Annotated in this window: 20 protein-coding genes; 4 read left to right on the top strand and 16 right to left on the bottom strand. The window is 63.4% G+C overall.

The annotated features are described in order from the left end of the window. Nucleotides 1–206 precede the first annotated feature (206 nt). Entirely contained in the window at nucleotides 207–557 is a 351-nt protein-coding gene (locus AC05QJ_RS27715; RefSeq protein WP_476744399.1) for a BON domain-containing protein, read from the top strand. A gap of 107 nt (nucleotides 558–664) precedes the next feature. Here AC05QJ_RS27715 and AC05QJ_RS27710 read toward each other — a convergent pair whose 3' ends face one another. From AC05QJ_RS27710 to dksA, 15 genes are all read right to left on the bottom strand, one after another. Then, nucleotides 665–3592 carry a DUF748 domain-containing protein gene (locus tag AC05QJ_RS27710; RefSeq protein ID WP_476744398.1) on the bottom strand — a complete coding sequence of 976 codons (2928 nt, stop codon included), beginning with the start codon at nucleotides 3590–3592 and terminating at the stop codon, nucleotides 665–667. A gap of 99 nt (nucleotides 3593–3691) precedes the next feature. Continuing rightward, nucleotides 3692–4708 carry a class I SAM-dependent rRNA methyltransferase gene (locus AC05QJ_RS27705; RefSeq protein ID WP_476744397.1) on the bottom strand — a complete coding sequence of 339 codons (1017 nt, stop codon included), beginning with the start codon at nucleotides 4706–4708 and terminating at the stop codon, nucleotides 3692–3694. A 76-nt stretch (nucleotides 4709–4784) separates the two neighbouring features. After that, nucleotides 4785–5963 carry an acetyl-CoA C-acetyltransferase gene (locus tag AC05QJ_RS27700; protein WP_476744396.1) on the bottom strand — a complete coding sequence of 393 codons (1179 nt, stop codon included), beginning with the start codon at nucleotides 5961–5963 and terminating at the stop codon, nucleotides 4785–4787. Between the two features lie 91 nt (nucleotides 5964–6054). Beyond that, nucleotides 6055–6924, bottom strand: a complete 870-nt coding sequence (locus AC05QJ_RS27695; RefSeq protein ID WP_476744395.1) for an oxygenase MpaB family protein — start codon at nucleotides 6922–6924, stop codon at nucleotides 6055–6057. A gap of 54 nt (nucleotides 6925–6978) precedes the next feature. Further along, nucleotides 6979–8913 (bottom strand): acetate--CoA ligase, encoded by a 1935-nt coding sequence (gene acs / locus AC05QJ_RS27690; protein WP_476744394.1) that lies wholly within the window; start codon nucleotides 8911–8913, stop codon nucleotides 6979–6981. Between the two features lie 162 nt (nucleotides 8914–9075). Then, on the bottom strand, nucleotides 9076–10740 hold the full coding sequence (pgi, locus tag AC05QJ_RS27685) for a glucose-6-phosphate isomerase (RefSeq protein WP_476744393.1): 1665 nt from the start codon (nucleotides 10738–10740) through the stop codon (nucleotides 9076–9078). 154 nt (nucleotides 10741–10894) lie between these two features. Continuing rightward, nucleotides 10895–11752 (bottom strand): pantoate--beta-alanine ligase, encoded by an 858-nt coding sequence (panC, locus tag AC05QJ_RS27680; protein ID WP_476744392.1) that lies wholly within the window; start codon nucleotides 11750–11752, stop codon nucleotides 10895–10897. After that, on the bottom strand, nucleotides 11749–12549 hold the full coding sequence (gene panB, locus AC05QJ_RS27675; protein ID WP_476744391.1) for a 3-methyl-2-oxobutanoate hydroxymethyltransferase: 801 nt from the start codon (nucleotides 12547–12549) through the stop codon (nucleotides 11749–11751). The genes panC and panB overlap by 4 nt, the downstream gene beginning before the upstream one ends. 250 nt (nucleotides 12550–12799) lie before the next feature. Then, nucleotides 12800–13282 carry a 2-amino-4-hydroxy-6-hydroxymethyldihydropteridine diphosphokinase gene (folK, locus tag AC05QJ_RS27670; RefSeq protein ID WP_476748024.1) on the bottom strand — a complete coding sequence of 161 codons (483 nt, stop codon included), beginning with the start codon at nucleotides 13280–13282 and terminating at the stop codon, nucleotides 12800–12802. After that, entirely contained in the window at nucleotides 13282–14670 is a 1389-nt protein-coding gene (locus AC05QJ_RS27665; protein ID WP_476744390.1) for a polynucleotide adenylyltransferase PcnB, read from the bottom strand. Before AC05QJ_RS27665 ends, folK begins: the two co-directional genes overlap by 1 nt. A 717-nt stretch (nucleotides 14671–15387) precedes the next feature. Next, nucleotides 15388–16824 (bottom strand): sigma-54-dependent transcriptional regulator, encoded by a 1437-nt coding sequence (locus AC05QJ_RS27660; RefSeq protein WP_476744389.1) that lies wholly within the window; start codon nucleotides 16822–16824, stop codon nucleotides 15388–15390. A 22-nt stretch (nucleotides 16825–16846) separates the two neighbouring features. Then, a complete protein-coding gene (locus AC05QJ_RS27655; RefSeq protein WP_476744388.1) occupies nucleotides 16847–19801 on the bottom strand; it encodes a sensor histidine kinase in 2955 nt (984 codons plus the stop codon). Beyond that, on the bottom strand, nucleotides 19785–19961 hold the full coding sequence (locus tag AC05QJ_RS27650; protein WP_010796831.1) for a hypothetical protein: 177 nt from the start codon (nucleotides 19959–19961) through the stop codon (nucleotides 19785–19787). Before AC05QJ_RS27650 ends, AC05QJ_RS27655 begins: the two co-directional genes overlap by 17 nt. 152 nt (nucleotides 19962–20113) lie before the next feature. Then, nucleotides 20114–21001: a tRNA glutamyl-Q(34) synthetase GluQRS gene (gene gluQRS / locus AC05QJ_RS27645; protein ID WP_476744387.1), complete on the bottom strand. Its 888-nt coding sequence runs from the start codon at nucleotides 20999–21001 to the stop codon at nucleotides 20114–20116. Between the two features lie 65 nt (nucleotides 21002–21066). Next, entirely contained in the window at nucleotides 21067–21513 is a 447-nt protein-coding gene (gene dksA, locus AC05QJ_RS27640; protein ID WP_476744386.1) for an RNA polymerase-binding protein DksA, read from the bottom strand. A 214-nt stretch (nucleotides 21514–21727) separates the two neighbouring features. Here dksA and AC05QJ_RS27635 point away from each other — a divergent pair, with 214 nt between their 5' ends. Both AC05QJ_RS27635 and sfsA read left to right on the top strand, forming a co-directional pair. After that, complete coding sequence (locus AC05QJ_RS27635; protein WP_476744385.1) at nucleotides 21728–22900, top strand: pyridoxal phosphate-dependent aminotransferase; 1173 nt, start codon at nucleotides 21728–21730, stop codon at nucleotides 22898–22900. Then, nucleotides 22900–23613: a DNA/RNA nuclease SfsA gene (gene sfsA, locus AC05QJ_RS27630; protein ID WP_476744384.1), complete on the top strand. Its 714-nt coding sequence runs from the start codon at nucleotides 22900–22902 to the stop codon at nucleotides 23611–23613. The genes AC05QJ_RS27635 and sfsA overlap by 1 nt, the downstream gene beginning before the upstream one ends. On the opposite strand, the gene AC05QJ_RS27625 is transcribed toward sfsA, so the two are convergent. Beyond that, nucleotides 23603–23920, bottom strand: a complete 318-nt coding sequence (locus tag AC05QJ_RS27625) for a Rieske (2Fe-2S) protein (protein WP_476744383.1) — start codon at nucleotides 23918–23920, stop codon at nucleotides 23603–23605. The two genes, sfsA and AC05QJ_RS27625, sit on opposite strands and share 11 nt — an antisense overlap. Before the next feature lie 165 nt (nucleotides 23921–24085). Between AC05QJ_RS27625 and AC05QJ_RS27620 the strand changes: the two genes are divergently transcribed. Next, nucleotides 24086–24967 carry a heme/hemin ABC transporter substrate-binding protein gene (locus AC05QJ_RS27620; RefSeq protein ID WP_476744382.1) on the top strand — a complete coding sequence of 294 codons (882 nt, stop codon included), beginning with the start codon at nucleotides 24086–24088 and terminating at the stop codon, nucleotides 24965–24967. Nucleotides 24968–24989: the final 22 nt, after the last annotated feature.

Below are 24989 nucleotides of genomic sequence, written 5' to 3'. Positions count from 1 at the left end.
AATTGATGGGACAACTTGCATCTTGCAAGCGCGAATTGGCGACAGCTTGCAAATTGCACGACCTCATGAAAATTTCACTTATGTAAGTCATTGTTTTTAAATGATTTATTTTGTTCTGGAAGTTGGCACACCGCCTGCAATAACAGAGTTACACCTGCCGCCAGGATCCTCGGTGGCAGATTTCTCGAAAAACAGGAGTGTCTCGTATGAAGAAGTTCGCCATTGCTGCTGCCACTGCTACCGCCCTGACCCTGACCCTGGGCAACGTAGCCTTTGCTCAACAGTCCACCCAGGCGCCAATGATGCTTGCGGCCGGTGAAGTGACCAAAGCGAAGGAAGCCACTTCCGATACCTGGATCACCACCAAGGTCAAAGCTGATCTGGTAACCGAGAAAGGCATTCCTGGTACCGACATCAAAGTCGAAACCAATAAAGGCGTAGTGTCGCTGTCTTCCGACGTAGCAGTCACTTCGTCGCAGAAAGACATGGCGGTAGCGATTGCCAAGAAAATCAAAGGCGTTCAGGCCGTTTCGGCTGATGGCCTGAAAACCAACTGAGGATTTGTCCCGCTCGCTGATCCTGACGGTTCATGCGACAGCCCAAAAGGACTTGGGCGCCCCGAGCCCCGGCTGATGCCGGGGCTCATCTTTTCAGGGGAGAGTGATTATTCCGCGTCCAGATGCAGCGGGGAAATGACCCGACCATCGGGCTCGGCCTGGCCAAGGCTGGCATCGACGAAGTACACCCGTTCGTCCTCCAGTTTGCCCTTGTCCACCAGATAATCCTTGATGTTGCCCGCCCGCGCCTGGCCCAGCTGGCGCAGCAGCACTGCACTTTCCGCCCAGGTCTTGAGCACGGCATCGCGCATGTTGCCGATGCGCTGTTCGGTGTCCAGTTGCTCCCACTCGGTCGGTGGCTGCTGCTTCAGGCGGGCGCGGTAGATGCCTTCCAGCATCGCCGGCTTGTCGCCTTCCGGTACTTGCAGCATCGACGCCTGCGCGGGGACTTTGTCGCCGCGACGTTGCAGCATCTTGTAGTAGGTGCTCTGGTATTCGCGTTCCAGTCGCTGTTGCGCGATCAAGGGACCATCGCTGCTCTGTGCGCTGGTGCCTTCGATTTCCAGGCGCAGGGCTGGGCGTTCCTTCAAGGCGGCCGCCAGTTTGTCCAGCGCGCCCTGGGCATCGGCGCTGAGATCGCTGGAGCCGGGAGCGAAAGCGACGTTACCGAGATCTTCCGCGCCGCCGCCGGCGATCAGGCCGCCGATGAACTTGAACGGCGCCTGGGCCGCGCGCAGTACCAGATTGCGCAAGGTCTGCCAGACAATCGGCATGACACTGAACTGCGGGTTGTTGAGGTCGCCGGAAACGGGCAGCTCGATGGAAATCTTGCCGTCGGTGTCCTTCAGCAGCGCCACCGCCAGGCGGATCGGCAAATCCACGGCGTCCGGGCTGTCGACCTTCTCGCCCAGTTGCAGTTGCTCTACCACCACCTTGTTCTCGGCCTTGAGCTGGCCGTTGGTGATGACATAGTGCAAGTCGAGATTCAACCGGCCCTTGCGGATGCGGAAACCCGCGAACTTGCCGGAATAGGGCGTGAGCGTGGTCAGCTCGACCCGGCGGAAACTGGTGGCGATATCCAGGCTGGCCATCGGGTTGAACGGGTTCAGGGCTCCCTTGATGATCACCGGGGCATAGCGGTCGACCTTGCCTTTCACGTCCACTTTGGCCGGCTTCGGCTGACGGTTGTCGATGGTGCCGATCTGGCCGTTGAGCTGCTGGATGGCGGTGGCGAAGTTGGGCGTCAGGCTGAAGTCGGCGAAGTTGGCCGAGCCATCGTTGATATCGATCTGGCCGATGCGGATGCCCAGGGGTTTCTCGTTACTGGCGGCAGCTTTGCCCTGTGGCTTGGTGCCGCCTCCGGCCGGCTGCGGTATCAGCAGGTCATCGACGTTGGTGGTGCGATCCTCGTTGATCATGAAGCGCGCGTACGGCTGCATGAGGTTCACCCGGGCGATGCTCAGGGCATCGCCGTGGCGGTATTCGATGCCGTCGAGATCCAGTTGCTGCCATTTGACGAAGTCCCGGTCCTTGATGGTGTCCAGGGTGTGCAACTGGTTCACCCGCGCCTTGCCGGCGACGGTGAAGGCCAAGGGTTCTGTGCTCTTGAGGTCCACATTCAGATCACTGCCCAGCATGCCGCTGCGCAATTCCAGGCGGATGAACGGGCTGATGTAGGCCTGGGCGATACGCAGGTCGATGTCCTGGGTGCTGACTTTCAGCTTCGCGGTGACCGGCGTCAGGTTCACTTCACCCGCGGCCTGCAGTTTGCCCTGCTTGCCGACACCGCTGTCGAGTTTCAGGGTGAAGGGCGATTTGTTCAGGCTGTCGAAGTTCTGCAGGTCGGCGTTCAGGGGCCCGACATCGAGGGTGACCGCTTCCTTCTGGCTGCGATCGGCCAGGTGGACCAGGTAGTTGCGTACCTGAGTATCCTTGAGCAGTACCTGCCAGGGCTTGTCCTCCACGGCTTTTTCTTTGGCGGTCGGCTCGGCAGCGGCAGGCTCGGCTTTTTCCTTTTCAGTGGCTTTGGGCGGCTGGCTGGCAAAAAGCTTCTGCCAGTCCAGTTGTCCGTCGGATTCCAGGGCGGCCCAGGTTTCCAGCTTTTCGCTGCGGATCTTGCCAACGGTCACCAACTGCTTGGCCAGATCGACGGAGGTTTCGCTCACGTCCAGCTTGGCCAGACGTACCAGCGGGCGTCCGTCCGGTGCCTTGATGGCGAAAGAGGAGGCACTGAGCGCGGCGTTTTCCAGCAGCAGTTCGGTTTGCTCGCCGAGGCTGAAGCTGTAGTCGGCCTTGAGGTTGTAGGTCCCGTCTTCCAGCACCAGCGGTACGGCGTCGCGAACATAGGGCCAGAACGCTTTCATTTTCGCGTCACTGACCACCAGCGAGCCCTTGGAGGCGATCGGCGACAGGCTGAAGGTGCCTTTCCAGTCGATATGGCCGCCGTTCGGGCCGGCCGCGACCAGGGTCATGTCGGTGTTGTCGTCGGGCAAGGTGCTGAGGTTCTTCAGTTCCAGGTTCATCGAGTCGTAAAGAAACTCGATCGGTTCGCTGGGGCGGTCATCGAGAAAGTGCAGGTAACCTTCGCTCAGGCGGATGCTGCCGATGCGCAGCGGAAAAGTCTCGCCGGCAGGCTCTTCGGGCTTGGGCTCGCTGGGCGGCAGCTTGAACAGCTGGGCCAGGTTGAACCCGCCGTCCTTGGCGAACAGCAGTTCGGTGCGGGGTTTGTCCAGTTCGACGCTGGCAAGGTGCAGTGCGCCCGTCCACAGGCTGTCCAGTTGCAGGTTGGCGTAGAGCCGTTCGAAGCCGACCTGCTCCTTGCCGGGTTCGCCGATCTGCAGACCCCACACGGTGAGTTCAAGGCTGAACGGGTTGAGTTCGATGCGCTGCAGGTGTGCAGGGACCGTCGCATATTGGGCCAATTGCTGGTTGGCGACGCGAAGGCCGATGCCGGGAAGGATGAAGAAGCCGAGCAGGCTGTACAGGGCGAGGGCGGCCAGCAAGGCGCCGAAAGCGCGGGTCAATCCTTTGGACATGTGCGGCATCTGCATTGGAAGCGGGACGCTTAGAGTATGGCACGTTAATCGAGTTCCGGCGGTCGCCGGGAAAACCCGACAACCGTCGTCACAAGCGGCCTAGAGGTGCAGTACCAGGGTTTTGAGCGGTGGGCGGCCGTCTTGCGAGGGGAAGTCCGTGGCTGGCGTGATGACCTGCCATTCCCGTACCGGGCGACCGGCCTTCTCGGCGCAGCGCAGCACCTGCTCGCGCCAGTCGTTCATGTCGACCTTGGCCAGGTTGTTATTGCAGATCAGTACCCCGTCTTCAGCGGTGGCCAGCAGGGCCGGCTTGAGCAGGCTCTGGTAGTCGCGCAACAGGTCGACGGTGCCGAAGGCGCTCTTGGCCCAGGCGGGAGGGTCGAGGAAGACCAGATCGAACTGCCTTTGCTCCAAGCGTGGGTAGGACGGCAGTTTCTGGCCGCGGCGCTGGCTGATTGGCAGGCCGGCCAGTTGGCGGATCGCCGGGAAGTAATCGGACTGGATGAAGTCCATGGTCGCGAGCTGCGGGTTGAGCGCGCCGTTCTCGCGGCCCACGGCCAGGTTGCCCTCGGCGAAGTCCAGGTTGCAGACCTCGCTGGCGCCGCCCGCTGCGGCACTCAGACCGACGCCACAGGTGTAGGCGAACAGGTTCAGCACGCGCTTGCCGGCGCTGTGCTGCTTGACCCAGCCGCGAGCGTTGCGCAGGTCGAGGAAGAGCAGCGGGTCCTGGCCGGCGTGGCGCCCGCGTACGCGGTAGTTCAGGCCCCATTCATGGCCAACGGTGTCGGCCAGGGCTTCATCGGTGGCTTGGTACACCGCGTCATGCCGATCGACACGGCTGTTGCCCCGGGAGCGGTCGTTGTACACCAGGTGCAGGGATTGTCCGAGGTGCTGCTCGACGGTCGCGTGCAGTTCCAGCAGAGCGTGGCGTTCCAGCGTCTGGTGGAAGCTCTGCACCATCAGTTGCGGGCCGTAACGGTCGGCGGTGAGGCCGGGCGCGCCTTCCTGGCTGCCGTGGAACAGCCGGTAGCAGTCGGTGCCGTGGGCATGCAGCTCGGCGAGCAGGGCTTGGCGGGAGTCGAGGGCGGCGCGCAGCGCCTGATTCAAGGAGGACATGCACGTTGCCTTGGTTGCGGGCGTGCAGTTTACCGTCGGGGCCGGGGAGGGGCCAGTGCGGCCCCTCCCGTGTCGATCAGCGCTCGATTGCCAGGGCCACGCCCTGACCGCCGCCGATGCACAGGGTCGCCAGGCCCTTTTTCGCGTCGCGCTTGATCATTTCGTGCAGCAACGTGACCAGCACACGGCAGCCCGAGGCACCGATCGGGTGGCCAAGGGCGATGGCGCCGCCGTTGACGTTCACTTTGCTGGCGTCCCAGCCCAGTTCCTTGCCCACCGACAGCGCCTGGGCCGCGAAGGCCTCGTTGGCCTCGATCAGGTCGAGCTGGTCGAGTGTCCAGCCGGCCTTGTCCAGGCAGCGGCGAGTGGCGCTGACCGGGCCGATGCCCATGATTGCCGGATCGACGCCCGCGTTGGCATAGGCCTTGATCCGCGCCAGTACCGGCAACTCCAGTTCCTGGGCCTTGGCGGCGCTCATCAGCATGACGGCGGCGGCGCCGTCGTTGAGCGACGAGGCGTTACCGGCAGTGACGCTGCCGTCTTTCTTGAACGCCGGCTTGAGCTTGGCGAGGGCGTCGGCGGTGGTACCGGCCCGTGGTTGCTCGTCGGTCGCGAAGGCGATCGGGTCGCCCTTGCGCTGCGGGATCAGGATCGGGGTGATTTCATCGACGAAGCGCCGGGCCTCGATGGCGGCCGCCGCTTTCTGCTGGGAGGCCGCAGCGAAGGCGTCCTGTTCTTCACGGCTGATGCCGTACTTGTCCACCAGGTTTTCCGCGGTGATGCCCATGTGATAGTCGTTGAAGGCATCCCACAGACCGTCGCTGATCATGGTGTCCACCAGGCTGGCGTGGCCCATCCGCAGGCCGGTACGGGCACCCGGCATGACATAGTTGGACAGGCTCATGTTTTCCTGGCCGCCGGCAATGATGATCTCGGCGTCACCACAGCGAATGGCCTGAGCGGCCAGGTGCAGCGCCTTCAGGCCGGAGCCGCAGACCTTGTTCAGGGTCAGGGCCGGGACGGCGTGGGGCAGGCCGGCCTTGATCGCGGCCTGGCGAGCGGGGTTTTGTCCGGCCCCCGCGGTCAATACCTGGCCAAGGATGACCTCATCGACCAGCTCGCCGTCCAGGCCGGTCTGGGTGAGCAACTGGCGGATCACGGCGGCGCCCAGGTCGACGGCAGGAATGTTGGCCAGCGAGCCCTGGAAGCTGCCCACGGCAGTCCGGGTGGCGGCGACGATTACGACATCTTGCATGCGCAGGTCCTCTTTGTTGTTGGATTTGGCGTGGGAACGCTGAAGCTTCTGTGGCTTCGATCGGCCGTCATAGTGGCATAGATGCCCGCGTTCAGGTGATCCCCATCCGCCGCCGCGCCCGATGCGCGGAGCCATTGCGCATCGCCCAGCGCAGCACTGGCGCCACGCTGCCGATCCCCAGCCCGACCAGGCGCTGTTTCAGCGGGGCTTGCCTGAGTTCGAGCAGGTCCGCAGCCCAGTCCGGCAGCAGCCCGATGCCTGCCTGCATCATCAGGCTGCCCACCGGCTTGGCCAGGCGGCTCGGTGCCGGTGCGTCGAGCAGTACCCGCACCACCTCGCGGCTGCGCTCGTCGCAGACCAGTTGCGGGCGCATGCGCCGCAGGTAGTCGGCGACCTCCTGGCGAGAACGCGGCACGTCGCGGGCGCCGAGGCGCTCGGCGATCAGGGCGATTTCGTTGTAGTAGGTGTCCTGCGCGGCGTCGCTCAAATGTGGGTTGCGGTAGCGCAGGTGGGCAGTGAGAAAGCTGCGGACTTCGGCGACGTGGACCCAGGTGAGCAGGTCCGGATCGCTGGCTGCGTAAGGACGCCCGTCGGGTGCGGTGCCAACCACTTGCAGGTGGATGGTCTTCACCCGCTCGATCAGCCATTCGGCGTCGCGGCTCGAGCCGAAGGTGGTGCCGGAGATAAACTGACTGGTGCGGCGCAGGCGGCCAAGCATGTCCTCGCGGAAATTGGAGTGGTCCCACACGCCCGACAACGCCAGCGGGTGCAGGGCTTGCAGCATCAGTGCACTGATACCACCCACCAGCATGCTGGGAAAGTCGCCATGCACCCGCCAACAGATGCTTTGCGGTCCGAACAGGCCGGGGTCACCCTTGGGGTTTTCCAGGTCGAGTTGGCCGAGGGCAAGGCCGGTGAGACTCATGAGCTGGGTTTCGATACGACGGCGAAGGGCTTCCATGAATACCTTGAGTCGGATGAGGGGCCGCGAGGCGACCCCGAAACAGCCGGTATATCAGGTATTCAGCCGCTTATCGATCAAACCCTGCACCACGCTGGGGTCGGCCAGGGTCGAGGTATCGCCCAGATTGTCCAGTTCATTGCAGGCGATCTTGCGCAGGATCCGTCGCATGATCTTGCCCGAACGGGTCTTGGGCAGCGCTGGCGCCCACTGGATCAGTTCGGGTTTGGCGAAGCTGCCGATCTCTTTGCTGACCAGGGCCAGCAGCTCCTTTTTCAGCGTGTCATCCGGTTCCACGCCGTTCATGGGGGTGACAAAGGCGTAGATGCCCTGGCCTTTGAGGTCGTGGGGATAACCGACCACCGCCGCTTCGGCGATGCTGTCATGCAGCACCAGCGCGCTTTCCACCTCGGCGGTGCCGATGCGGTGTCCGGAGACGTTGATCACGTCGTCGATACGTCCGGTGATCCACAGGTCACCCTGTTCGTCGCGGCGAGCACCGTCACCGGTGAAGTAGTAACCGGGGAACGGCTTGAAGTAGGTATCGATCATGCGCTGGTGATCGCCATACACGCTGCGGATCTGTGCCGGCCAACTGGCCTTGATCGCCAGCAGGCCGGCGCCGGGACCGTCGATGACCTTGCCCTTTTCGTCCAGCAGCACCGGCTGAACGCCGAACATTGGCCGGGTGGCGCAGCCCGGCTTGATGTGGCGGGCGCTGACCAGCGGTGTCAGCATCATGCCGCCGGTCTCGGTCTGCCACCAGGTATCGACGATGGGGCAGCGCTCTTCGCCGACCTTGTGGAAATACCATTCCCAGGCTTCCGGGTTGATCGGTTCGCCGACGCTGCCGAGCAGCCGCAGACTTTTGCGCGAAGTGCTCTTCAGCGGCCCGTCGCCCTCGCGCATCAGTGCACGCAAGGCGGTGGGGGCGGTGTAGAAGATGTTGACCTGGTGTTTGTCCACCACCTGCCAGAAGCGCGACGGATCCGGATAGTTGGGGACCCCTTCGAACATCAGGCTGATGGCACCATTGGCCAGAGGACCGTAGACGATATAGCTGTGGCCGGTGACCCAGCCGACGTCGGCGCTGCACCAGAAGACTTCGCCATCACGGTAGTCGAATACCACCTTGAAGGTCATGGCCGCCTGCAACAGGTAGCCAGCGGTGCTGTGCAGCACGCCTTTGGGTTTGCCGGTACTGCCGGAGGTGTAGAGGATGAACAGCGGGTCTTCGGCGTCCATCGGCTCGGGCGGACAGTCTTCGCTGGCGTGGGCGATGGCATCCTCGTACCAGAGGTCGCGCCCCTCGTTCCACTCGACCTTGCCGCCGGTGCGGCGGACCACCACCACGCTGCTCACGTTCGGGCAACTGGCCAGGGCCTTGTCGACGTTCTGCTTGAGGGCGATGGTCTTGCCACCGCGCACGCCTTCGTCTGCCGTGATGACGGTACGGCAGTCGGCGTCGAGAATGCGGTCGCGCAGGGCATCCGGGGAAAAGCCGCCGAACACCACCGAGTGAATGGCCCCAATGCGCGTACAGGCGAGCATCGCGAAGGCCGCCTCCGGGATCATCGGCATATAGATGCACACCCGGTCACCTTTTTTCACGCCGCGCTGCTTGAGTACATTGGCCAGGCGGCAGACCTGCTGCTGGGCCTGGCGGTAGGTGAGCGTCGTGGAGCGGGCAGGGTCGTCGCCTTCCCAGATGAAGGCTGGCTGGTCGCCCCGGGTTGCCAAATGACGATCGAGGCAGTTGTAACTGACGTTGAGTTTCGCGTCCTTGAACCAGATGGCCTTGCCGGTGCGGATGTCACAGTCCTGGATCGCGCTCCAGGGGCTGATCCAGTCCAGACGTCTGGCCTGTTCGGTCCAGAAGGCGTCGGGTTGTTCGATCGACTGGCGATAGAGGCGCTCGTAGTCGGCCTGGCTGACTTCGGCGGCACGGCTGACGGCATCGGCTTTGGGGAAGGTGCTGATCTCGAACATGGGCACGACCTGTCCTGTTGTTATGGGACGGCGTAGCCTTCATCTGCGGCGGGGCACCTGCGCCGCGCGGGGGAGCGGTGATTCACCGTGATGCGCGAAGGCGGCCGGGTCAGGACAGTGTAGTCGCTGCCCCCGGCCATGTTCGGGGGCAGCGACCGGGGGTCAGCCGCGATGACGGCCGCGGAAGTAGTTGATCAGCCCCTGGGTCGAGGCATCTTCAGCCGGTTCTTCGATACCGCCGGTAAGGCGCTGGTAGACGCCCTTGCCGAGCTCCTTGCCCAGCTCCACGCCCCATTGGTCGAACGCGTTGATGCCCCAGATGACGCTTTGCACGAACACCTTGTGCTCGTACATCGCCACCAGCGCGCCGAGACGCCGCGGGCTGATGCGCTCCACTACCAGCGTGTTGCTCGGGCGGTTGCCCGGAATCACCTTGTGCGGTGCCAGCTTCTGCACATCGGCTTCGGCCATGCCTTTCTCGCGCAGCTCGGACTCGGCTTCGGCGCGGGTCTTGCCGAGCATCAGCGCCTGGCTCTGGGACAGGCAGTTGGCATACAGCCACTGATGATGGTCGGCAACCGGGTTGAAGCTCACCACCGGAACGATGAAGTCCGCCGGAATCAACTGGGTGCCCTGGTGCAGCAACTGGTGATAGGCGTGCTGGCCGTTGCAGCCGACGCCGCCCCAGATCACCGGGCCGGTGTCGTGGTTGACCGGGGTGCCGTCCTGGCGCACATGCTTGCCGTTGGACTCCATATCCAGTTGCTGCAAGTGTTTGGTGATGTTGCGCAGGTAATGGTCGTACGGCAGGATCGCGTGGCTTTGCGAGCCCCAGAAGTTGCCGTACCAGACGCCGAGCAAGGCCAGCAGGACCGGCATGTTCTGTTCGAAGGAGGCGTTCTGGAAATGCTGGTCCATGGTGTAGGCACCGGAGAGCAGTTCCTTGAAGTTGGCGGTGCCGATGGCCAGTGCAATCGGCAGGCCGATGGCCGACCACAGCGAGTAGCGCCCGCCGACCCAGTCCCACATCGGGAAGATGTTCTCTTCACGGATACCGAAGGCCACCGCCGCGGCCTTGTTGCTGGAAACCGCGATGAAATGGCGATACAGCTCGGCTTCCGAGCCGCCTTGGGCCAGGTACCAGGCACGGGCGGCCTGGGCGTTCTTCAGGGTTTCCAGGGTATTGAAGGACTTCGACGATACGATGAACAGCGTGGTTTCGGCGCGCAGCTTGGCCGACAGTTCATGGAATTCGCTGCCGTCGATGTTCGCCAGATAATGGCAGCGCACGCCACGCTGGGCGTAGGGCAGAAGCGCCTCGGAAACCAGTTCGGGGCCGAGGAAGGAGCCGCCGATGCCGATGTTCACCACGTCGGTGATCGGTTTCTCGCTGTAGCCGCGCCACAGGCCGTCGTGGATCTTGCCGACCAGTTCAGTGACCTGGTTGAGCACCTTGTGCACCTCAGGCATCACGTTGACGCCATTGACGCTCAGCTTGTCGCCGACCGGGCGGCGCAGGGCAGTGTGCAGCGCCGGACGACCTTCGGAGGCGTTCAGGATCTCGCCGGCGAACAGTGCCTGGATGGCCTCTTTCAGGCCGACTTCATTGGCCAGGCCGACGAGCTTGTCGCGGGTCTCGGCGGTGATCAGGTTTTTCGAGTAGTCGAGAAACAGGCCGCAACTGCTCAGAGAGAATTGGTGGAAGCGTTGCGGGTCGGCATTGAATGCCTCGCGCATGCTGAAATCCTGCATGGCTTCGCGGTGTTGCTGGAGTGCCTGCCAGGCTGGCAGGGCGGTGACATCATGAGGAGTACGGTAATACGCCATCGCTGCAGGGTTCCTTGATTGCGTGAACTGCCTTTGGACACGGGTAGCGGCAAAGCGTTACCGGCCCGACGCGGATTATTTCGCGGCGGGCCGGTAAAAGCCATGAGATATGTCAGCCAGAGAGTGCCGGATGGCGTGGCCAGACAAATGCAGCTTAGCTGGCGTCCAGATTCAGGTGCAGGTTGTCGATCAGGCGGGTCTTGCCAAGAAATGCCGCCACCAGGATGACCAGGTCACGGTCTTCTCTGGTCGCCGGGAGCAGGCTCAGGGCCTGGCGTACTTCCAGATAGTCGGGTTTGAGCCCGGCCGCGGCCAGCGCCTCTCGACCCTGGGTGATGAGTGTGCAGAAGTCGCGATCGCCCTGGCGGATTGCCTCGGCCATCTGGCCCAGTGTGCGATACACCACTGGCGCGGTGGCCCGTTGCTCGTCGGTCAGATAACCGTTGCGCGACGACAACGCCAGGCCGTCTTCGGCGCGTACGGTGGGTTCGCCGATGATCTGGATCGGCATGTTCAGGTCACGAACCAGCGCGCGGATCACCGCCAGTTGCTGGAAGTCCTTCTGGCCGAACACGGCCAGGTCCGGCTGGACCATGTTGAACAGCTTGCTGACCACCGTCGCTACGCCTTCGAAGTGGCCGGGGCGGCTGGCACCACACAGGCCTTCGGACAGGTGCGGGACGCTGACCCGGGTCTGCACGCCCATGCCGTCGGGGTAGATCTCTTCGACGGTGGGCGCGAACAGCAAGTGGCAGCCGGCTTCGAGAAGCTTTTCCTGGTCGGCGGCGAGGGTGCGCGGATAGCTGTCGAGGTCTTCGCTGGGGCCGAACTGCAACGGGTTGACGAAGATGCTGGCGACCACGAAATCGGCGCGCTGGGCGGCCTTGGTCACCAGGGCGGCATGGCCGCTGTGCAGGTTGCCCATGGTTGGCACGAAGCCGATGCGCTTGCCTTCATTGCGGGCACGGGCGACGGCAGCGCGCAGTTCACGGACGGTCTTGACGGTATTCATGCGCTGAACCCATGTTCGATGCCTGGGAAGCTGACGTCCTTGACGGCTTGTACGTAGGCCTGGAAGGCGCTCTGGATGTCCGGCTGGCCGGCCATGAAGTTCTTCACGAACTTCGGCGAGCGGCCGCTGAGTGACAAGCCGAGCATGTCGTGCATCACCAGTACCTGGCCATCGGTGGCGCTGCCTGCGCCAATGCCGATCACCGGAATGCTCACCGCCTGGGTGATCTCGGCGGCCAGTTCGCTCGGCACGCATTCGAGCAGGAGCATGGCAGCGCCAGCCTGTTCCAGAGCGATGGCGTCGGCGCGCATCTGCCGGGCCTGGTTTTCCTGGCGACCCTGAACCTTGTAGCCGCCGAGAATGTTGACGGCTTGCGGGGTCAGGCCAAGGTGGGCACATACCGGTACGCCACGTTCGGCCAGGAGGCGGATGGTTTCGCCCAGCCAGGCGGCACCTTCGAGCTTGACCATGTGCGCGCCTGCCTGCATCAGCTCGGCGCAATTGGCGAATGCCTGCTTGGGCGTGGCATAGGCCATGAAGGGCAGGTCGGCCAGGATCAGCGCGCCTTCGTTTCCGCGCTTGACGCTGGCGACGTGGTAGGCCATTTCGGCATTGGTCACCGGCAAGGTGCTGTCATGGCCCTGCAGGACCATGCCCAGGGAGTCGCCTACCAGCAGGATCTCCACTCCGGCCCGGTTCGCGGCCTGGGCGAAGGTCGCGTCGTAGCAGGTCAGCATGGCGATTTTCTCACCCTTGGCCTTGAGGGCCTGGAGAGTGGTCAGGGTTACGTCTGGCATGAAAAGCAATCCTCGTTCAGGCGCTGTGAAAAACCACTGCGTACAACGCATGTATTCATCTTGCGGAACAGCACATCATCGATCGTGGTGTTTGGGTTTATCTGTTCCAGGCCTATTTACGCCTTGTTCATGGCACGGGGGTGCCACGGGACGCCTATAGTCGTGAGCGAGCGGGGGGAAGTCAATTACCGTGTTACCGCATTGTTACGTCGACGCTGTTACGGGCGTTACCCCTTGGGGGAACGCCCGATTACAGGCGTTCCAGGCCGACGAACGGGCAATCTGCCAGTAATTGCGAGAGCGGGCGCTGGTCTGCGAGGCGGAAGTCTTCGGGGACCAGCTCTGCCAACGGATAGAGCACGAACGGACGCGCGTGCATATGGTAGTGAGGGACTTTCAGGCGCGGTTGGTCGATGACCTGGTCGGCATAGAGCAGGATGTCCAGGTCCAGCGTGCGTGGGCCCCAGCGTTCCTTGCGTTCGCGGCCCTGTCCGGCTTCGATGGCCTGCAGGGCATCGAGCAGCGGGATAGGCTCGAGCCGGGTATCCAGCGCGGCCACGGCATTGGTATAGCGAGGCTGGCCGGGAGACAGGGAGTCGCTGGCGTAGAACGACGAAACGCTGGCGACAGCGGTTTCCGGCAACTGTGCCAGCGCCTCGAGCGCACTGCACAGCTGCTGTTGCGGGTTGGCCAGATTGCTGCCCAGACCGATGTAGACGCGCCGCCTGCCCATCATTCGTCTGCGCCGCCATCGGCCCTTCTGCGTTTGCCCGGGCTGCGCTTGCGCTTGCGCGGGCCGGCACCGCTGCTCTCGTCACGGCCGCTGAGTTCGCGAATCATCTCGCGCCGCTCGCTTTCGTTGCATTCCTGGTAGTCCGTCCACCATTGGCCGAGATCGTCGGTTTCCTCGCCCGCGCTTTCGCGCAGCAGCAGGAAATCGTAGCCGGCGCGGAAGCGCGGGTTGTCCAGCAGCAGGCCGGCACGTTTGCCGCTGCGGCGAGGCAGGCGCTCCTGCATGTCCCAGATTTCTCGGATCGGCAGGGTGAAGCGCTTCGGAATGGCGATGCGTTGGCATTGCTCGGAAATCAGTTCGTGGGCAGCCTCGTTCATCGCCGGGATAGGCGGCATGCCACGGCTCTGCAGGTACAGGGCACGGCCCGGCAAGGCCGGCCAGAGCATTGCAGCGAACAGGAAGGCCGGGGTTACCGGTTTGCCCTGTTTCACCCGCAGGTCGGTGTTGATCAACGCCTGGCTGATCAGCGTATGGGTGTAGGTCGGGTTCTCTTCCAGGGCATGGGCGCTGGCCGGGAACAGCGGGTCGAACAGCTGCAGGTCGACCAGCATCTCGAAGGTATCCGCTGCATTGCCGGACAGGAACAGCTTCAGCGATTCCTCGAACAGGCGCGCCGCCGGAATTTCCCGCAGCATCGGCGCCAGCTCGCGAATCGGCGCAACGGTGTGTTTCTCGATACCGAAGTTGAGCTTGGCGGCGAAACGCACCGCCCGCAGCATGCGCACCGGGTCTTCCTGGTAGCGCTGGGTCGGATCGCCGATCAGGCGGATCAGGCGGTTGCGGATGTCGTGAACGCCATTGGCGTAGTCGAGGATCCGCTCGCTGACCGGGTCGTAGTACAGGGCGTTGATGGTGAAATCGCGGCGCTGGGCATCTTCTTCGAGGGTGCCGTAGACGTTGTCACGCAGGATTCGTCCGCTTTCGTTGCGGGAAGACTGGTGAGTGTTCTCTTCCTCGTCCACCGGGTGGTTGGCGCGGAAGGTGGCGACCTCGATGATCTCGCGGCCGAAATGGACATGGACCAGCTTGAAGCGGCGGCCGATGACTCGCGCGTTGCGGAACTCCGCACGCACTTGTTCGGGGGTGGCGCTGGTGGCGACGTCGAAGTCCTTGGGCGTGATGCCCAGCAGCATGTCGCGGACGCAGCCACCCACCAGGTAGGCCTGGTAGCCCGCCTGCTGCAGGCGCTCGACGATGTTCACCGCGTGGCGGCTGAACTGGTGGCGCTGCAGCGAGTGCTGGGAATGGTTGATCACCTCGGGCGTGGTACGGATGTGGTGCTGGACACGCGCCGGGGGACGGAAAGACTGGAACAGCTTCTTCAGCATGGGATGCACTGTTTGAAGGAATTTTCGGCCAGAAACGAAGAATGGCCGCATGATGGGCGGGGATTCTAGCATTTAGTCGGAAAAGGGTGTAGGCACCCGAAAAATCGGGATGAGGGACGCGTGCCGGGGCGGGAGAAACTACAAGGGGAGCCGAAGCTCCCCAAGAAGTAGTTGCGTGCTCTTATTGTTTTATTGTCGGGCTTCTTGTTTTTGTTGAGTGCCCTATCCACAAAAACCGCAAGGCTTGTGGACTGTCTCCCTAACCGGGAGTACAAGAGCAAACGGATTGCTTTGGTCGCTGACGTTGCGATGATCTTCCGATCCAACCAGTTCAGGCTCTGCTTGAGTGCAGTTTTTGTTGTTCTCTGCCTGGTTGTGGGGCAAGCCCCAAACACAACTCCTCTCCAAAAGAATCAGTTAGCTGCGCCTCCGCCGTCTTGTTCTTATTGTGCGTGAGCCGATTCGTCTTATTTTTATTGTGTTTTGCAGTGCTTGTTATTGTTCTTGTACCGAACATATAGCAGGTGCCGTGCCAACTTTTGCGAAGCCCCGTAAAACAAGGGGTTAGGCGGTTTTTCGGGTGAACCCAGGGCGAAAAAAAGCCGGGGTTTCGTTACCGTAAGCCCCGGCTTTTGTTACGTCCTCAAGGTGAGGTAACAGTTTTTGGCCGAAACGCGGTGTTACCCCATGGGGGAACGCCCGCGTGTCGGACGCACCTCAGCTTTCGCTGGTGGCGCCGCTCTTGCGTCGCGGAATGCCCAGGCGCTGACGGCGCTCCCACAGGCACTTGCGGCTGACCCCGAGCTTGCGTGCCAGCTCGGTCTCGGTCATGTGGTCCTGGTGCTCGAGCACGAAGTGCTGGAAGTAATCCTCCAGCGACAGGTCTTCGGTCGGCTCGTGGCTGGTGGCGTTGGCCGGGGCGGTGACGGCCGGCAGGTTGTCGAAGCGCTCATCGTCTTCCAGGTCAGCCAACTCGATATCGATCCCCAGCAGGTCGGCCGATATTTCCGGACTCTCGCACAGGATCACTGCCCGCTCCACGGCGTTCTCCAGTTCCCGCACGTTGCCCGGCCAGGAGTAGTGGCGGATCGCCTGTTCGGCATCGTGGGCAAACTTCAGGTCGTTGCGCCCGATACGGGCAGCCTGACGGGCCAGGAACGCGTTGGCGATCTCGTTGACGTCAGCGCCGCGCTCGCGCAGCGCCGGCAACTTCAGCGCAATGACGTGCAGGCGGTAGTAAAGGTCTTCACGGAACTGGCCGACCTTGGCCAGGTTCTTCAGGTCGCGGTGGGTCGCGGCGATCAGGCGTACGTCAACCTTCTGCGACTGCACCGAGCCAACCCGGCGAATCTCGCCTTCCTGCAGCACCCGCAGCAGGCGAGCCTGGGCTTCCAGGGGCAGTTCGCCAATCTCGTCGAGGAACAGCGTGCCTCCGTCAGCCGCTTCAACCAGGCCTGCCCGCCCGGCGCTGGCACCGGTAAAGGCGCCTTTCTCGTGGCCGAACAGCTCGGATTCGATCAAGGTTTCCGGAATGGCCGCACAGTTCACCGAGATCATTGGCGCTTTGGCGCGGCGAGAGAGGTTGTGCAGGGCGCGGGCGACCAGCTCCTTGCCGGTGCCCGACTCGCCCTGGATCAGCACGTTGGAGTCGGTGGGGGCGACCTTGCGGATCTTGCTGTAGAGATCCTGCATGGGCGGACAGGAGCCGATGATGCCGATTTCGCCATTGGCGTTGCCGGCGGCAGCCTTCTCGGTCGCTGGCGCCTTGCCGTTGGGGCGCTCGACAGGGGCCGCAGGCGCATTCTGCCGATCGCGCAGGATGCGCGCGACCGCCTGGAGCATTTCATCGTGGTCGAACGGTTTGGCGATGTAGTCGACCGCACCCATCTTCATCGAATCCACCGCCGAGCGCAGGCTGGCGTAGCTGGTCATGATCAGCACAGGTGTGCCCTGGCCCAGCTTGATCAGCTCGGTACCCGGGGCGCCGGGCAGGCGCAGGTCACTGACGATGAGGTCGAAGGTGGCGATACTGAAGCGTTCCTGGGCTTCCTGGACCGAGCCCGCTTCGCTGACCTGGTACTGATTACGCTCCAGCAGGCGGCGCAGGGCGGAACGGATGATGGTTTCGTCTTCGACGATCAGAATGTGAGGCATTGATTCAATTCTCTCGACGGTCTCAGTTCACAGCGGACGTCGCTTCGACATGACGTGGCAGGGTGACGCGGATACGGGTGCCGCGCTGGCGTTGAACATCGGCCGGGCTGTCGATGGTGATCTGTCCATAATGCTCTTCCACGATGGAATAGACCAGAGCGAGCCCCAGGCCGGTTCCCTCGCCCGGATCCTTGGTGGTGAAGAAGGGTTCGAACAGACGGTCCATGATGTTCTTGGGAATGCCGCTACCTTCGTCTTCGACGATCAGGTCGACGGTGTGTTCACTCGCCTCGCTCTTGACCCGCACCGCAGCACCGGCAGGCGACGCATCGCGGGCATTGGAGAGCAGGTTGATGAGCACCTGGGCGAGGCGCTGGGGATCACCCTCGACCCAATGCTCGGGATCGCACAGGTTGAAGAACTGTACTTCGAAATTGCGCCGGTTCAACGCCAGCAGACCGATGGCGTCCTGTGCGACCTCGGCCAGGCACACCGGCTCGTCACTGTGCTGGTGACTCCCGGCGTGGGCGAAGCTCATCAGCGACTGGACGATGCGCGAGATGCGCTTGGTCTGCTCAAGGATCTGGCTGCTCAGCTCGGTGATTTCACCGTCTTCCTCGCGTTCTTCGCGCAGGTTCTGCGCCAGGCAGGCGATGCCGGTGACCGGGTTGCCGATCTCGTGAGCGACACCGGCAGCCAGCCGGCCGATGCTGGCCAGGCGCTCGGAGTGCACCAGCTTGTCTTCCAGCATTTGCGTTTCTGTGAGGTCTTCCACCAGCAGCACCAGGCCGCTGTTACCGGGCGCCAGGGGCTCATCGATGGCGGCCTTGTGCAGGTTCAGCCAGCGGGTCTGGCCGTCCAGCGCCAGGCGCTGCTTGTGCAGGTGTTCGTCGGGCACGTTGATGAAGCCCAGCAGGAGGCCGCGCCACGGTTCGACGATGGTTGTCAGGCGCGAGCCGACCACGCGTTTGGCGGGGATGCCGGTGAGCTCTTCCATCGCCTTGTTCCACATGAGGATTTCCTGGTCCTTGGCCAGGGAGCAGACACCCATGGGCAATTCTTGCAGGGTCTGTCGGTGGTAACGGCGCAGGGCATCCAGTTCGGCGGCAAGCCCGGTGAGGCGGGAGTGATAGTCCTCGAGCCGGCTCTCGATGAAATGGATGTCTTCGGTCACGTAGTTTTCGCTGCCCGACTTGTAGGGCAGGAAGGTCTCGACCATGTCCTGGGCCACGCTGGGGCCCATCAGCCCGGAAAGGTTGGCCTCGATCCGGTCGCGCAGGCGGCGCAGGGCGTAGGGGCGGCGTTCGTCGAAGGGCAGGTAGAGGTCGCGCAGCGCCTGCTCGACTTCCTTCTGGGCCGCCTTGGCGCCGAGCGGCTTGGCCAGCTGGGTGGCGAATTCCTGTGGCGAGGCGGCATGCAACTCGCGGCGCTGTGGGCGACGCACGTTGTCCACGGCGCAGGCTTCGGCAGCGGAAACTTCTTCGGCACTGGCGTTGGTGAACAGTGAAATGAGTGTGAACAACAAGACGTTGGCGGCCAGCGAGGCGATCGCTGCCATGTGCCAACTGGTGTCGTCGAGCACGTAGATCATGTTCAGCAGCGGAATGTAGAAACCCTGCAGGTTGCCTACCAGTGGCAACAGCATGGTCACCATCCAGACGGTGATGCCCGCGAGCAGTCCGGCAATGAAGCCGCGACGATTGGCGGTCGGCCAGTACAGTACCGACAGCACGCCAGGCAGGAACTGCAAGGTTGCGACGAAGGCGACGATACCAAGGTTGGCCAGTTCCTGCTGCGCGCCGAGCAGCAGGTAGAAGCCGAAGCCGGCGGCGATGATGGCGACGATCAGGGCGCGACGGGTCCATTTCAGCCAGCGATAGATATTGCCCTCGGCCGGCGGCTGATACAGCGGCAGCACCAGGTGGTTGAGGGCCATGCCCGATAGCGCCAGGGTGGTGACGATGATCAACCCGCTGGCCGCTGAAAGTCCGCCGACATAGGCAAGCAGGGCCAGCGTCTCGTTATTGGCGGCGATGCCCAGGCCGAGGGTGAAGAATTCCGGATGAGTGCTGGCGCCCAGCTTCAGGCCGGCCCAGAGAATCAGCGGCACCGCCAGGCTCATCAACAGCAGGAATAGCGGCAGGCCCCAGCTGGCGCTGACCAGCGAGCGTGGATTGAGGTTTTCGGTAAAGGCCATGTGGTACATGTGCGGCATCACGATGGCCGAGGCGAAGAACACCAGCAGCAGGGTGCGCCACGGGCCTTCCTGAAGCGGGGTGTGCAGGGCGGCGAGGGCGGTCTGGTTCTGCAGCAGCCAGACTTCCAATTGGTGTGGGCCACCGAACACGCCATACAGGGCGTACAGGCCGATGCCGCCCAGGGCCAGCAGCTTGACCACGGACTCGAAGGCGATGGCGAACACCAGGCCTTCGTGTTTCTCGCGGGTTGCGATGTGCCGGGAGCCGAAGAAGATGGTGAACAGCGTGATCATGGCGCAGAAGGCCAGGGCCACGCGGCTTTTCACCGGCTCGCCGGTGAGGATGCTGATGGAGTCGGCGACGGCCTGGATCTGTAGCGCCAGCAGGGGCAGCACGCCGATCAGCATGAACACCGTGGTCAGTGCCCCGGCCCAGGTGCTGCGGAAGCGGAACGCAATGAGGTCGGCCAGGGAGGAAAGCTGGTAGGTGCGGGTGATCTTCAGGATCGGGTACAGCAACACCGGCGCCAGCAGGAAGGCGCCCGACACGCCGAGGTAGCAGGCGAGGAAGCCGTAGCCGTACTGGTAAGCCAGGCCAACCGTGCCGTAGAAAGCCCAGGCGCTGGCATAGACGCCCAGCGAGAGTGTGTAGGTCAGGGGGTGACGGATGATCGCCCGGGGGATCATGCCGCGTTCGCTGATCCAGGCTACGCCGAACAGCACCAGCAGGTAGGCGGCGCTGATCAGGATCATCTGGGTCAGGCTAAAGCTCATCGGCATCACGTTGGCTCTGCAGGATAAAGGTCACGACGATCAGGATCAGCCAGAGCAGGTAAGGGCGATACCAGGCACCGGTCGGGTCGATCCACCAGTCCATGATGGCCGGGGAGAACAGGTAGATCCCCACCACCAGAAGCAGGACCAAACGATAGATGTACATGCTGGCCTCATTGGTTTTTGGCGCTGCGAGCTGGACTTATTATTGGCGCAAAACTGTGGCGATGGTAACGGAAGCACCGGCGCCTGCAAACGGGCGTGACATCACGCTCCAAGGAATTGAATTCATTGGTCTTTCCGTTTTCCGGCCGCGCCTCATCGCAGTTGCGCTTCGGGCAGGCTCGGTGTGCGTGGAATGGCATCGGCATCCCAGTGCGCGGCGGCATGGCGCAGCACGTCGTGCGGGCTGGCGCTGGCCATCGCCTCGTCGGTGGTTTGCCCCAGTGCACGCAGGGCCCGCAGCAGCAAGGGCGCAGCCTGCTCCGAGGGCAGCGGTTCGGAGCGATAGGATTTGCCCAGCTTGTGGCCGTCCGGCTGGGTGATCAGCGGCACATGGAGGTAGCGCGGCTGCGGCAGCCCGAGCAGCTCCTGCAGGTACAGCTGACGCGGGGTGTTGTCCAGCAGGTCGGCGCCGCGAACGATATCGGTCACACCCTGCCAGGCATCGTCCAGCACCACCGCCAGTTGGTAGGCGTACAGGCCATCGCGGCGCTGGATGACGAAATCGCCCACTTCCCGGCCCAGGTGCTGTTCGACGAGGCCCTGGACGCGATCGGTGAAGCGGTAGGTCAGTTCCGGCACCCGCAGACGGATTGCGGCCCCTTCGCGGGAGTGGCAGAGATTGCGGCACAGGCCGGGGTAGATGCCGTTGTAGCCTTCCAGTTGCTTGCGCGAGCAGGTGCAGGCATAGGCCAGGCCCTGGCGGAGCAGGCGGTCCACCACCTCGGCGTAGGCATCATGGCGATCATGTTGGTAGACCACCTCGCCGTCCCATTCCAGGCCGTAGTTTTCGAGGGTTCTGAGAATCGCCGACTGGGCGCCGGGGGCTTCGCGAGGGGGGTCGATATCTTCCATGCGCAACAGCCAACGGCCACCGGCGGCGCGGGCGTCGAGCCAGGAAGCGAGGGCCGCGACCAGCGAGCCGAAGTGCAGCAAGCCACTGGGCGTTGGGGCGAAACGCCCGATATAGCGTGACGGGGTCATGGTGAATGCCGGAGTCTATAAATGAAACGGGGCGCAAGATGCGCCCCGTTCTGTAGCGGTCGTGATCAGCCTTTGCCGACTGTCTTTTCCTTTTTCTCCGCCAGTTCCTTGCAGTCGAAGCAGAGGTCTGCGGTGGGGCGTGCTTCCAGGCGACGCAGGCCGATTTCCACGCCACAGGCGTCGCACCAGCCGTATTCGTCTTCCTTGATCTTGTCGAGGGTCTTGTCGATTTTCTTGATCAGCTTGCGCTCGCGATCGCGGTTGCGCAGCTCAAGGGCGAATTCTTCTTCCTGGCTGGCGCGGTCTGCCGGGTCGGGGAAGTTGGCGGCTTCGTCCTTCATGTGGTCCACGGTGCGATCCACGCTGGTCATCAGTTCCAGTTTCCAGGCACCGAGCAGCTTGATGAAGTGATTCTTCATGGGCTCGCCCATGTACTCCTCACCTTTGGTCTCGACATAGGGCTCGACACCGTACATGGATTGACTGACTTTTTGCTTTTCTACGGTGGACATGAATAGACCGCCTCTCACTCATCTGATCCAATGCGCAGGCTTACTTCCATCTCCGGCGCCCGCCGGCCCTGCGACTGCGAGCCGCCGAACTTACCAGATAGGACCGGGGTGCGCTACTCCCGGTTATCTCCGGTAGGACAGCGAGCTTTACCCGTACGTTCGCTGCAACGCGCGGGTAGAATCCGAAGTTTAGACCCTATTGAGAGAAGGCCAAATGGCTCAGCCCTACAGTGCGCGCAGTCGCGCCATCGAACCCTTCCACGTCATGGCACTGCTGGCGCGCGCCAACGAGCTGCAGGCTGCGGGCCATGATGTGATCCACCTGGAAATAGGCGAGCCGGATTTCTCCACCGCCGCGCCCATCGTCGAAGCCGGGCAGGCTGCCCTGGCCGCCGGCCATACCCGCTACACGGCGGCTCGCGGCCTGCCTGCGCTGCGTGAAGCGATCGCCGGCTTCTATGCCCGGCGCTACGGCCTGAGCATCGATCCGCAGCGTATTCTGATCACACCCGGCGGCTCCGGCGCACTGCTGCTGGCCAGCAGCCTGCTGGTCGACCCCGGCAAGCACTGGTTGCTGGCCGATCCCGGTTACCCGTGCAACCGGCACTTCCTGCGTCTGGTAGAAGGCGGCGCGCAATTGGTGCCGGTCGGGCCGGACGTCAACTATCAACTGACCCCGGATCTGGTCGAGCGCTATTGGGATCACGACACCGTCGGTGCCCTGGTGGCGTCCCCTGCCAACCCGACCGGTACCGTGCTCGATCGCGACCAATTGGCGGGCCTTTCCCAGGCGACCCGGGCGCATAACGGTCACCTGGTGGTGGACGAGATCTACCACGGCTTGACCTATGGGATGGACGCCCCCAGCGTTCTGGAAGTGGACGATCAGGCGTTCGTCCTGAATAGTTTCTCTAAATATTTCGGAATGACCGGATGGCGCCTCGGTTGGCTGGTTGCCCCACCTGCGGCAGTGCCTGAACTGGAGAAGCTCGCGCAGAACCTCTACATCAGCGCGCCGAGCATGGCCCAGCATGCGGCGCTGGCCTGTTTCGAGCCGGCGACCCTGGCCATTCTCGAGGAGCGTCGGGCCGAGTTCGCCCGTCGCCGTGACTTCCTCCTGCCAGCATTGCGCGAGCTGGGCTTCGGGATCTCCGTGGAGCCGCAGGGCGCCTTCTACCTGTACGCCGATATCAGCGCGTTCGGCGGCGATGCCTTCGCGTTTTGCCGGCACTTCCTCGAAACCGAGCATGTCGCCTTTACCCCAGGCGTCGACTTCGGTCGCCACCAGGCCAGTCATCATGTGCGTTTCGCCTACACCCAGGGCTTGCCGCGCCTGCACGAGGCGGTGGAGCGTATTGCCCGTGGTTTGCGGAGCTGGCAGGGCTGATGCACTTCTATCCAGCACTTGAAGAGGCCCGCCTGCTGCGCCGTTACAAACGTTTCCTGGCGGATATCGAACTGGCCAGTGGCGAGCAGATGACGATCCACTGCCCCAACACCGGCTCCATGCTCAATTGCATGAAAGAGGGCGGCAGGGCCTGGTTCAGCCGCTCGAACGATCCGAAGCGCAAGCTGCCGGGCACCTGGGAAATCAGTGAAACCCCGCAAGGGCGGCTGGCGTGTGTGAACACCGGGCGAGCCAACGCCATCGTTGAAGAAGCCCTGCGCGCGGGCGTCATCTCGGAACTGGCGGGCTTCACTGCGTTGCGGCGCGAGGTGGCCTATGGCGAAGAGAAGAGTCGCATCGACTTTCACCTGACCTTCGACACCGGCCCGGCGTATGTCGAGGTCAAGAGCGTGACGCTGGGCTTCGACGGCTCGGACATCGCGGCTTTTCCGGACGCTGTGACGCAGCGTGGTGCCAAGCACCTGCGCGAGCTGGCGACTCTGGCTCGCCAGGGTGTACGCGCGGTGCAGCTCTATTGCGTGAACCTTACGGGGATCGAGGCGGTTCGTCCGGCCGAGGAGATCGATCCTGGCTATGCCATTGCGCTGCGGGCGGCGGTGCTCGATGGGGTCGAAGTGCTGGCCTATGGGGTAACGCTGGACGGCCAGCAGGTGCGCATCGACCGTGCGCTTGCGGTTCTGCTCAATCCTTGAGCCAGATACCTCGGCTGTCTTCATGGACGTCCAGCGCCTGCAGGCTTTCGCCTTCGCAGGGGCCGGCCACGCACTCGCCGTTCTCGATGAGAAACAGTGCTCCGTGACGGGCGCAGGCAATCAGGCTGGCGCTGCTGTCGAGGAACTGGTCGGGTTGCCAGTTGAGCGGAATACCCCGATGTGGGCAGCGGTTGCGGTACAGGTAGACCTTGCCCTGCCGGCGGATACCCAGCAGTTCAAGGTGGTCGCGGGTGAAACCGCGGCTCTGGCCTTCGCCCAGTTCGGCGGAGGTACACAGAAAATGCATGAGCGATGGGCTCCATGGGAGAGGCGGGCGGCTTGACGCTCAAATGCAAATAATTATCAAATTACTGGCCTTGGCGGCGTCGGGCGTCTTTATACCCTGACTCATGCCTCTCTCACACCGCCAAGCGTACGCTGGCGGTTCGCCCGATTGAAAAGGAAGCCCCTTATGCGCCGCTCTGCCAGCCTGATCGCCCTTTGTATCGGGCTCGTGTTCAACTTGGCGCAAGCCGCCGACCCGGTGCCGCAACGCTGGGTCAGCGCCGGTGGAGCGCTCAGTGAATGGATTGCCGAGCTGGGGGCGCAATCGCATCTGGTTGGCGTCGATACCACCAGTCAACATCCGGAGGCGCTCAAGGCCCTGCCGAGCATCGGTTATCAGCGTCAGCTCTCTGCCGAGGGCGTATTGAGCCTGCGGCCGGATGTGCTGGTCGGCACCGAGGAAATGGGGCCGCCGCCCGTGCTGGCGCAGATTCGTGGGGCGGGTGTGAGGGTCGAGCTGTTCTCCAGCCGGGCCGATCTGGACGCTGTCCAGGGCAATCTCGAACACCTCGGGCAGCTCCTTGGCAAATCGGAGCAGGCTGACCGGCGCTTTGCCGAATACCGTCAGCAACTGGATTCGCTGGGGGCCAGGATCAAGGCGGCACGAGGTTCTGAGGCGGCGCCCGGGGTCATCCTGCTGGTGGGCCACGCGGGCGCCAAGCCGATGATTGCCGGCAAGGGAACCGCTGGCGACTGGCTGCTGGAGCAGGCCGGTGGACGCAACCTGGCGACCCACGAGGGCTACAAGAACTTTTCCGTGGAGGCGCTGGCCGCGCTGAACCCGCAGGTCGTGGTCTTCGCTGACCGCGCATTGACCGGCGATGCGGCCCTGCAGGCGCTGCTCAAGGAAAATCCGGCGCTGGCCGCCTCGCGTGCGGTGAAGGAAAAACGTCTGATCGATCTGGACCCGACCCTGTTGGTCGGCGGCCTGGGCCCACGTTTGCCGGAAAGCCTGCAACGCCTGGCTCAGGCCTTCTATCCGTCGGCCAGGGCGCAACTGGCGCCATGACTCGACTGGTCAAGCCGCGCAC

Source organism: Pseudomonas sp. TUM25319 (assembly GCF_056388475.1).
Note: the sequence above shows the minus strand (reverse complement) of the source record. Positions and strands in the feature narration are given on the sequence as shown.

Coding starts and splice junctions, on each gene's coding strand:
- AC05QJ_RS27715 (WP_476744399.1), top strand. CDS start 207: ATGAAGAAGTTCGCCATTGCTGCTGCCACTGCTACCGCCCTGACCCTG.
- gluQRS (WP_476744387.1), bottom strand. CDS start 21,001: ATGACCCCGTCACGCTATATCGGGCGTTTCGCCCCAACGCCCAGTGGC.
- dksA (WP_476744386.1), bottom strand. CDS start 21,513: ATGTCCACCGTAGAAAAGCAAAAAGTCAGTCAATCCATGTACGGTGTC.
- AC05QJ_RS27705 (WP_476744397.1), bottom strand. CDS start 4,708: ATGTCCTCCTTGAATCAGGCGCTGCGCGCCGCCCTCGACTCCCGCCAA.
- AC05QJ_RS27655 (WP_476744388.1), bottom strand. CDS start 19,801: ATGCCGATGAGCTTTAGCCTGACCCAGATGATCCTGATCAGCGCCGCC.
- AC05QJ_RS27635 (WP_476744385.1), top strand. CDS start 21,728: ATGGCTCAGCCCTACAGTGCGCGCAGTCGCGCCATCGAACCCTTCCAC.
- pgi (WP_476744393.1), bottom strand. CDS start 10,740: ATGGCGTATTACCGTACTCCTCATGATGTCACCGCCCTGCCAGCCTGG.
- AC05QJ_RS27695 (WP_476744395.1), bottom strand. CDS start 6,924: ATGGAAGCCCTTCGCCGTCGTATCGAAACCCAGCTCATGAGTCTCACC.
- AC05QJ_RS27665 (WP_476744390.1), bottom strand. CDS start 14,670: ATGCTGAAGAAGCTGTTCCAGTCTTTCCGTCCCCCGGCGCGTGTCCAG.
- sfsA (WP_476744384.1), top strand. CDS start 22,900: ATGCACTTCTATCCAGCACTTGAAGAGGCCCGCCTGCTGCGCCGTTAC.
- AC05QJ_RS27620 (WP_476744382.1), top strand. CDS start 24,086: ATGCGCCGCTCTGCCAGCCTGATCGCCCTTTGTATCGGGCTCGTGTTC.
- panC (WP_476744392.1), bottom strand. CDS start 11,752: ATGAATACCGTCAAGACCGTCCGTGAACTGCGCGCTGCCGTCGCCCGT.
- acs (WP_476744394.1), bottom strand. CDS start 8,913: ATGTTCGAGATCAGCACCTTCCCCAAAGCCGATGCCGTCAGCCGTGCC.
- folK (WP_476748024.1), bottom strand. CDS start 13,282: ATGGGCAGGCGGCGCGTCTACATCGGTCTGGGCAGCAATCTGGCCAAC.
- AC05QJ_RS27625 (WP_476744383.1), bottom strand. CDS start 23,920: ATGCATTTTCTGTGTACCTCCGCCGAACTGGGCGAAGGCCAGAGCCGC.
- AC05QJ_RS27710 (WP_476744398.1), bottom strand. CDS start 3,592: ATGTCCAAAGGATTGACCCGCGCTTTCGGCGCCTTGCTGGCCGCCCTC.
- AC05QJ_RS27660 (WP_476744389.1), bottom strand. CDS start 16,824: ATGCCTCACATTCTGATCGTCGAAGACGAAACCATCATCCGTTCCGCC.
- AC05QJ_RS27700 (WP_476744396.1), bottom strand. CDS start 5,963: ATGCAAGATGTCGTAATCGTCGCCGCCACCCGGACTGCCGTGGGCAGC.
- AC05QJ_RS27650 (WP_010796831.1), bottom strand. CDS start 19,961: ATGTACATCTATCGTTTGGTCCTGCTTCTGGTGGTGGGGATCTACCTG.
- panB (WP_476744391.1), bottom strand. CDS start 12,549: ATGCCAGACGTAACCCTGACCACTCTCCAGGCCCTCAAGGCCAAGGGT.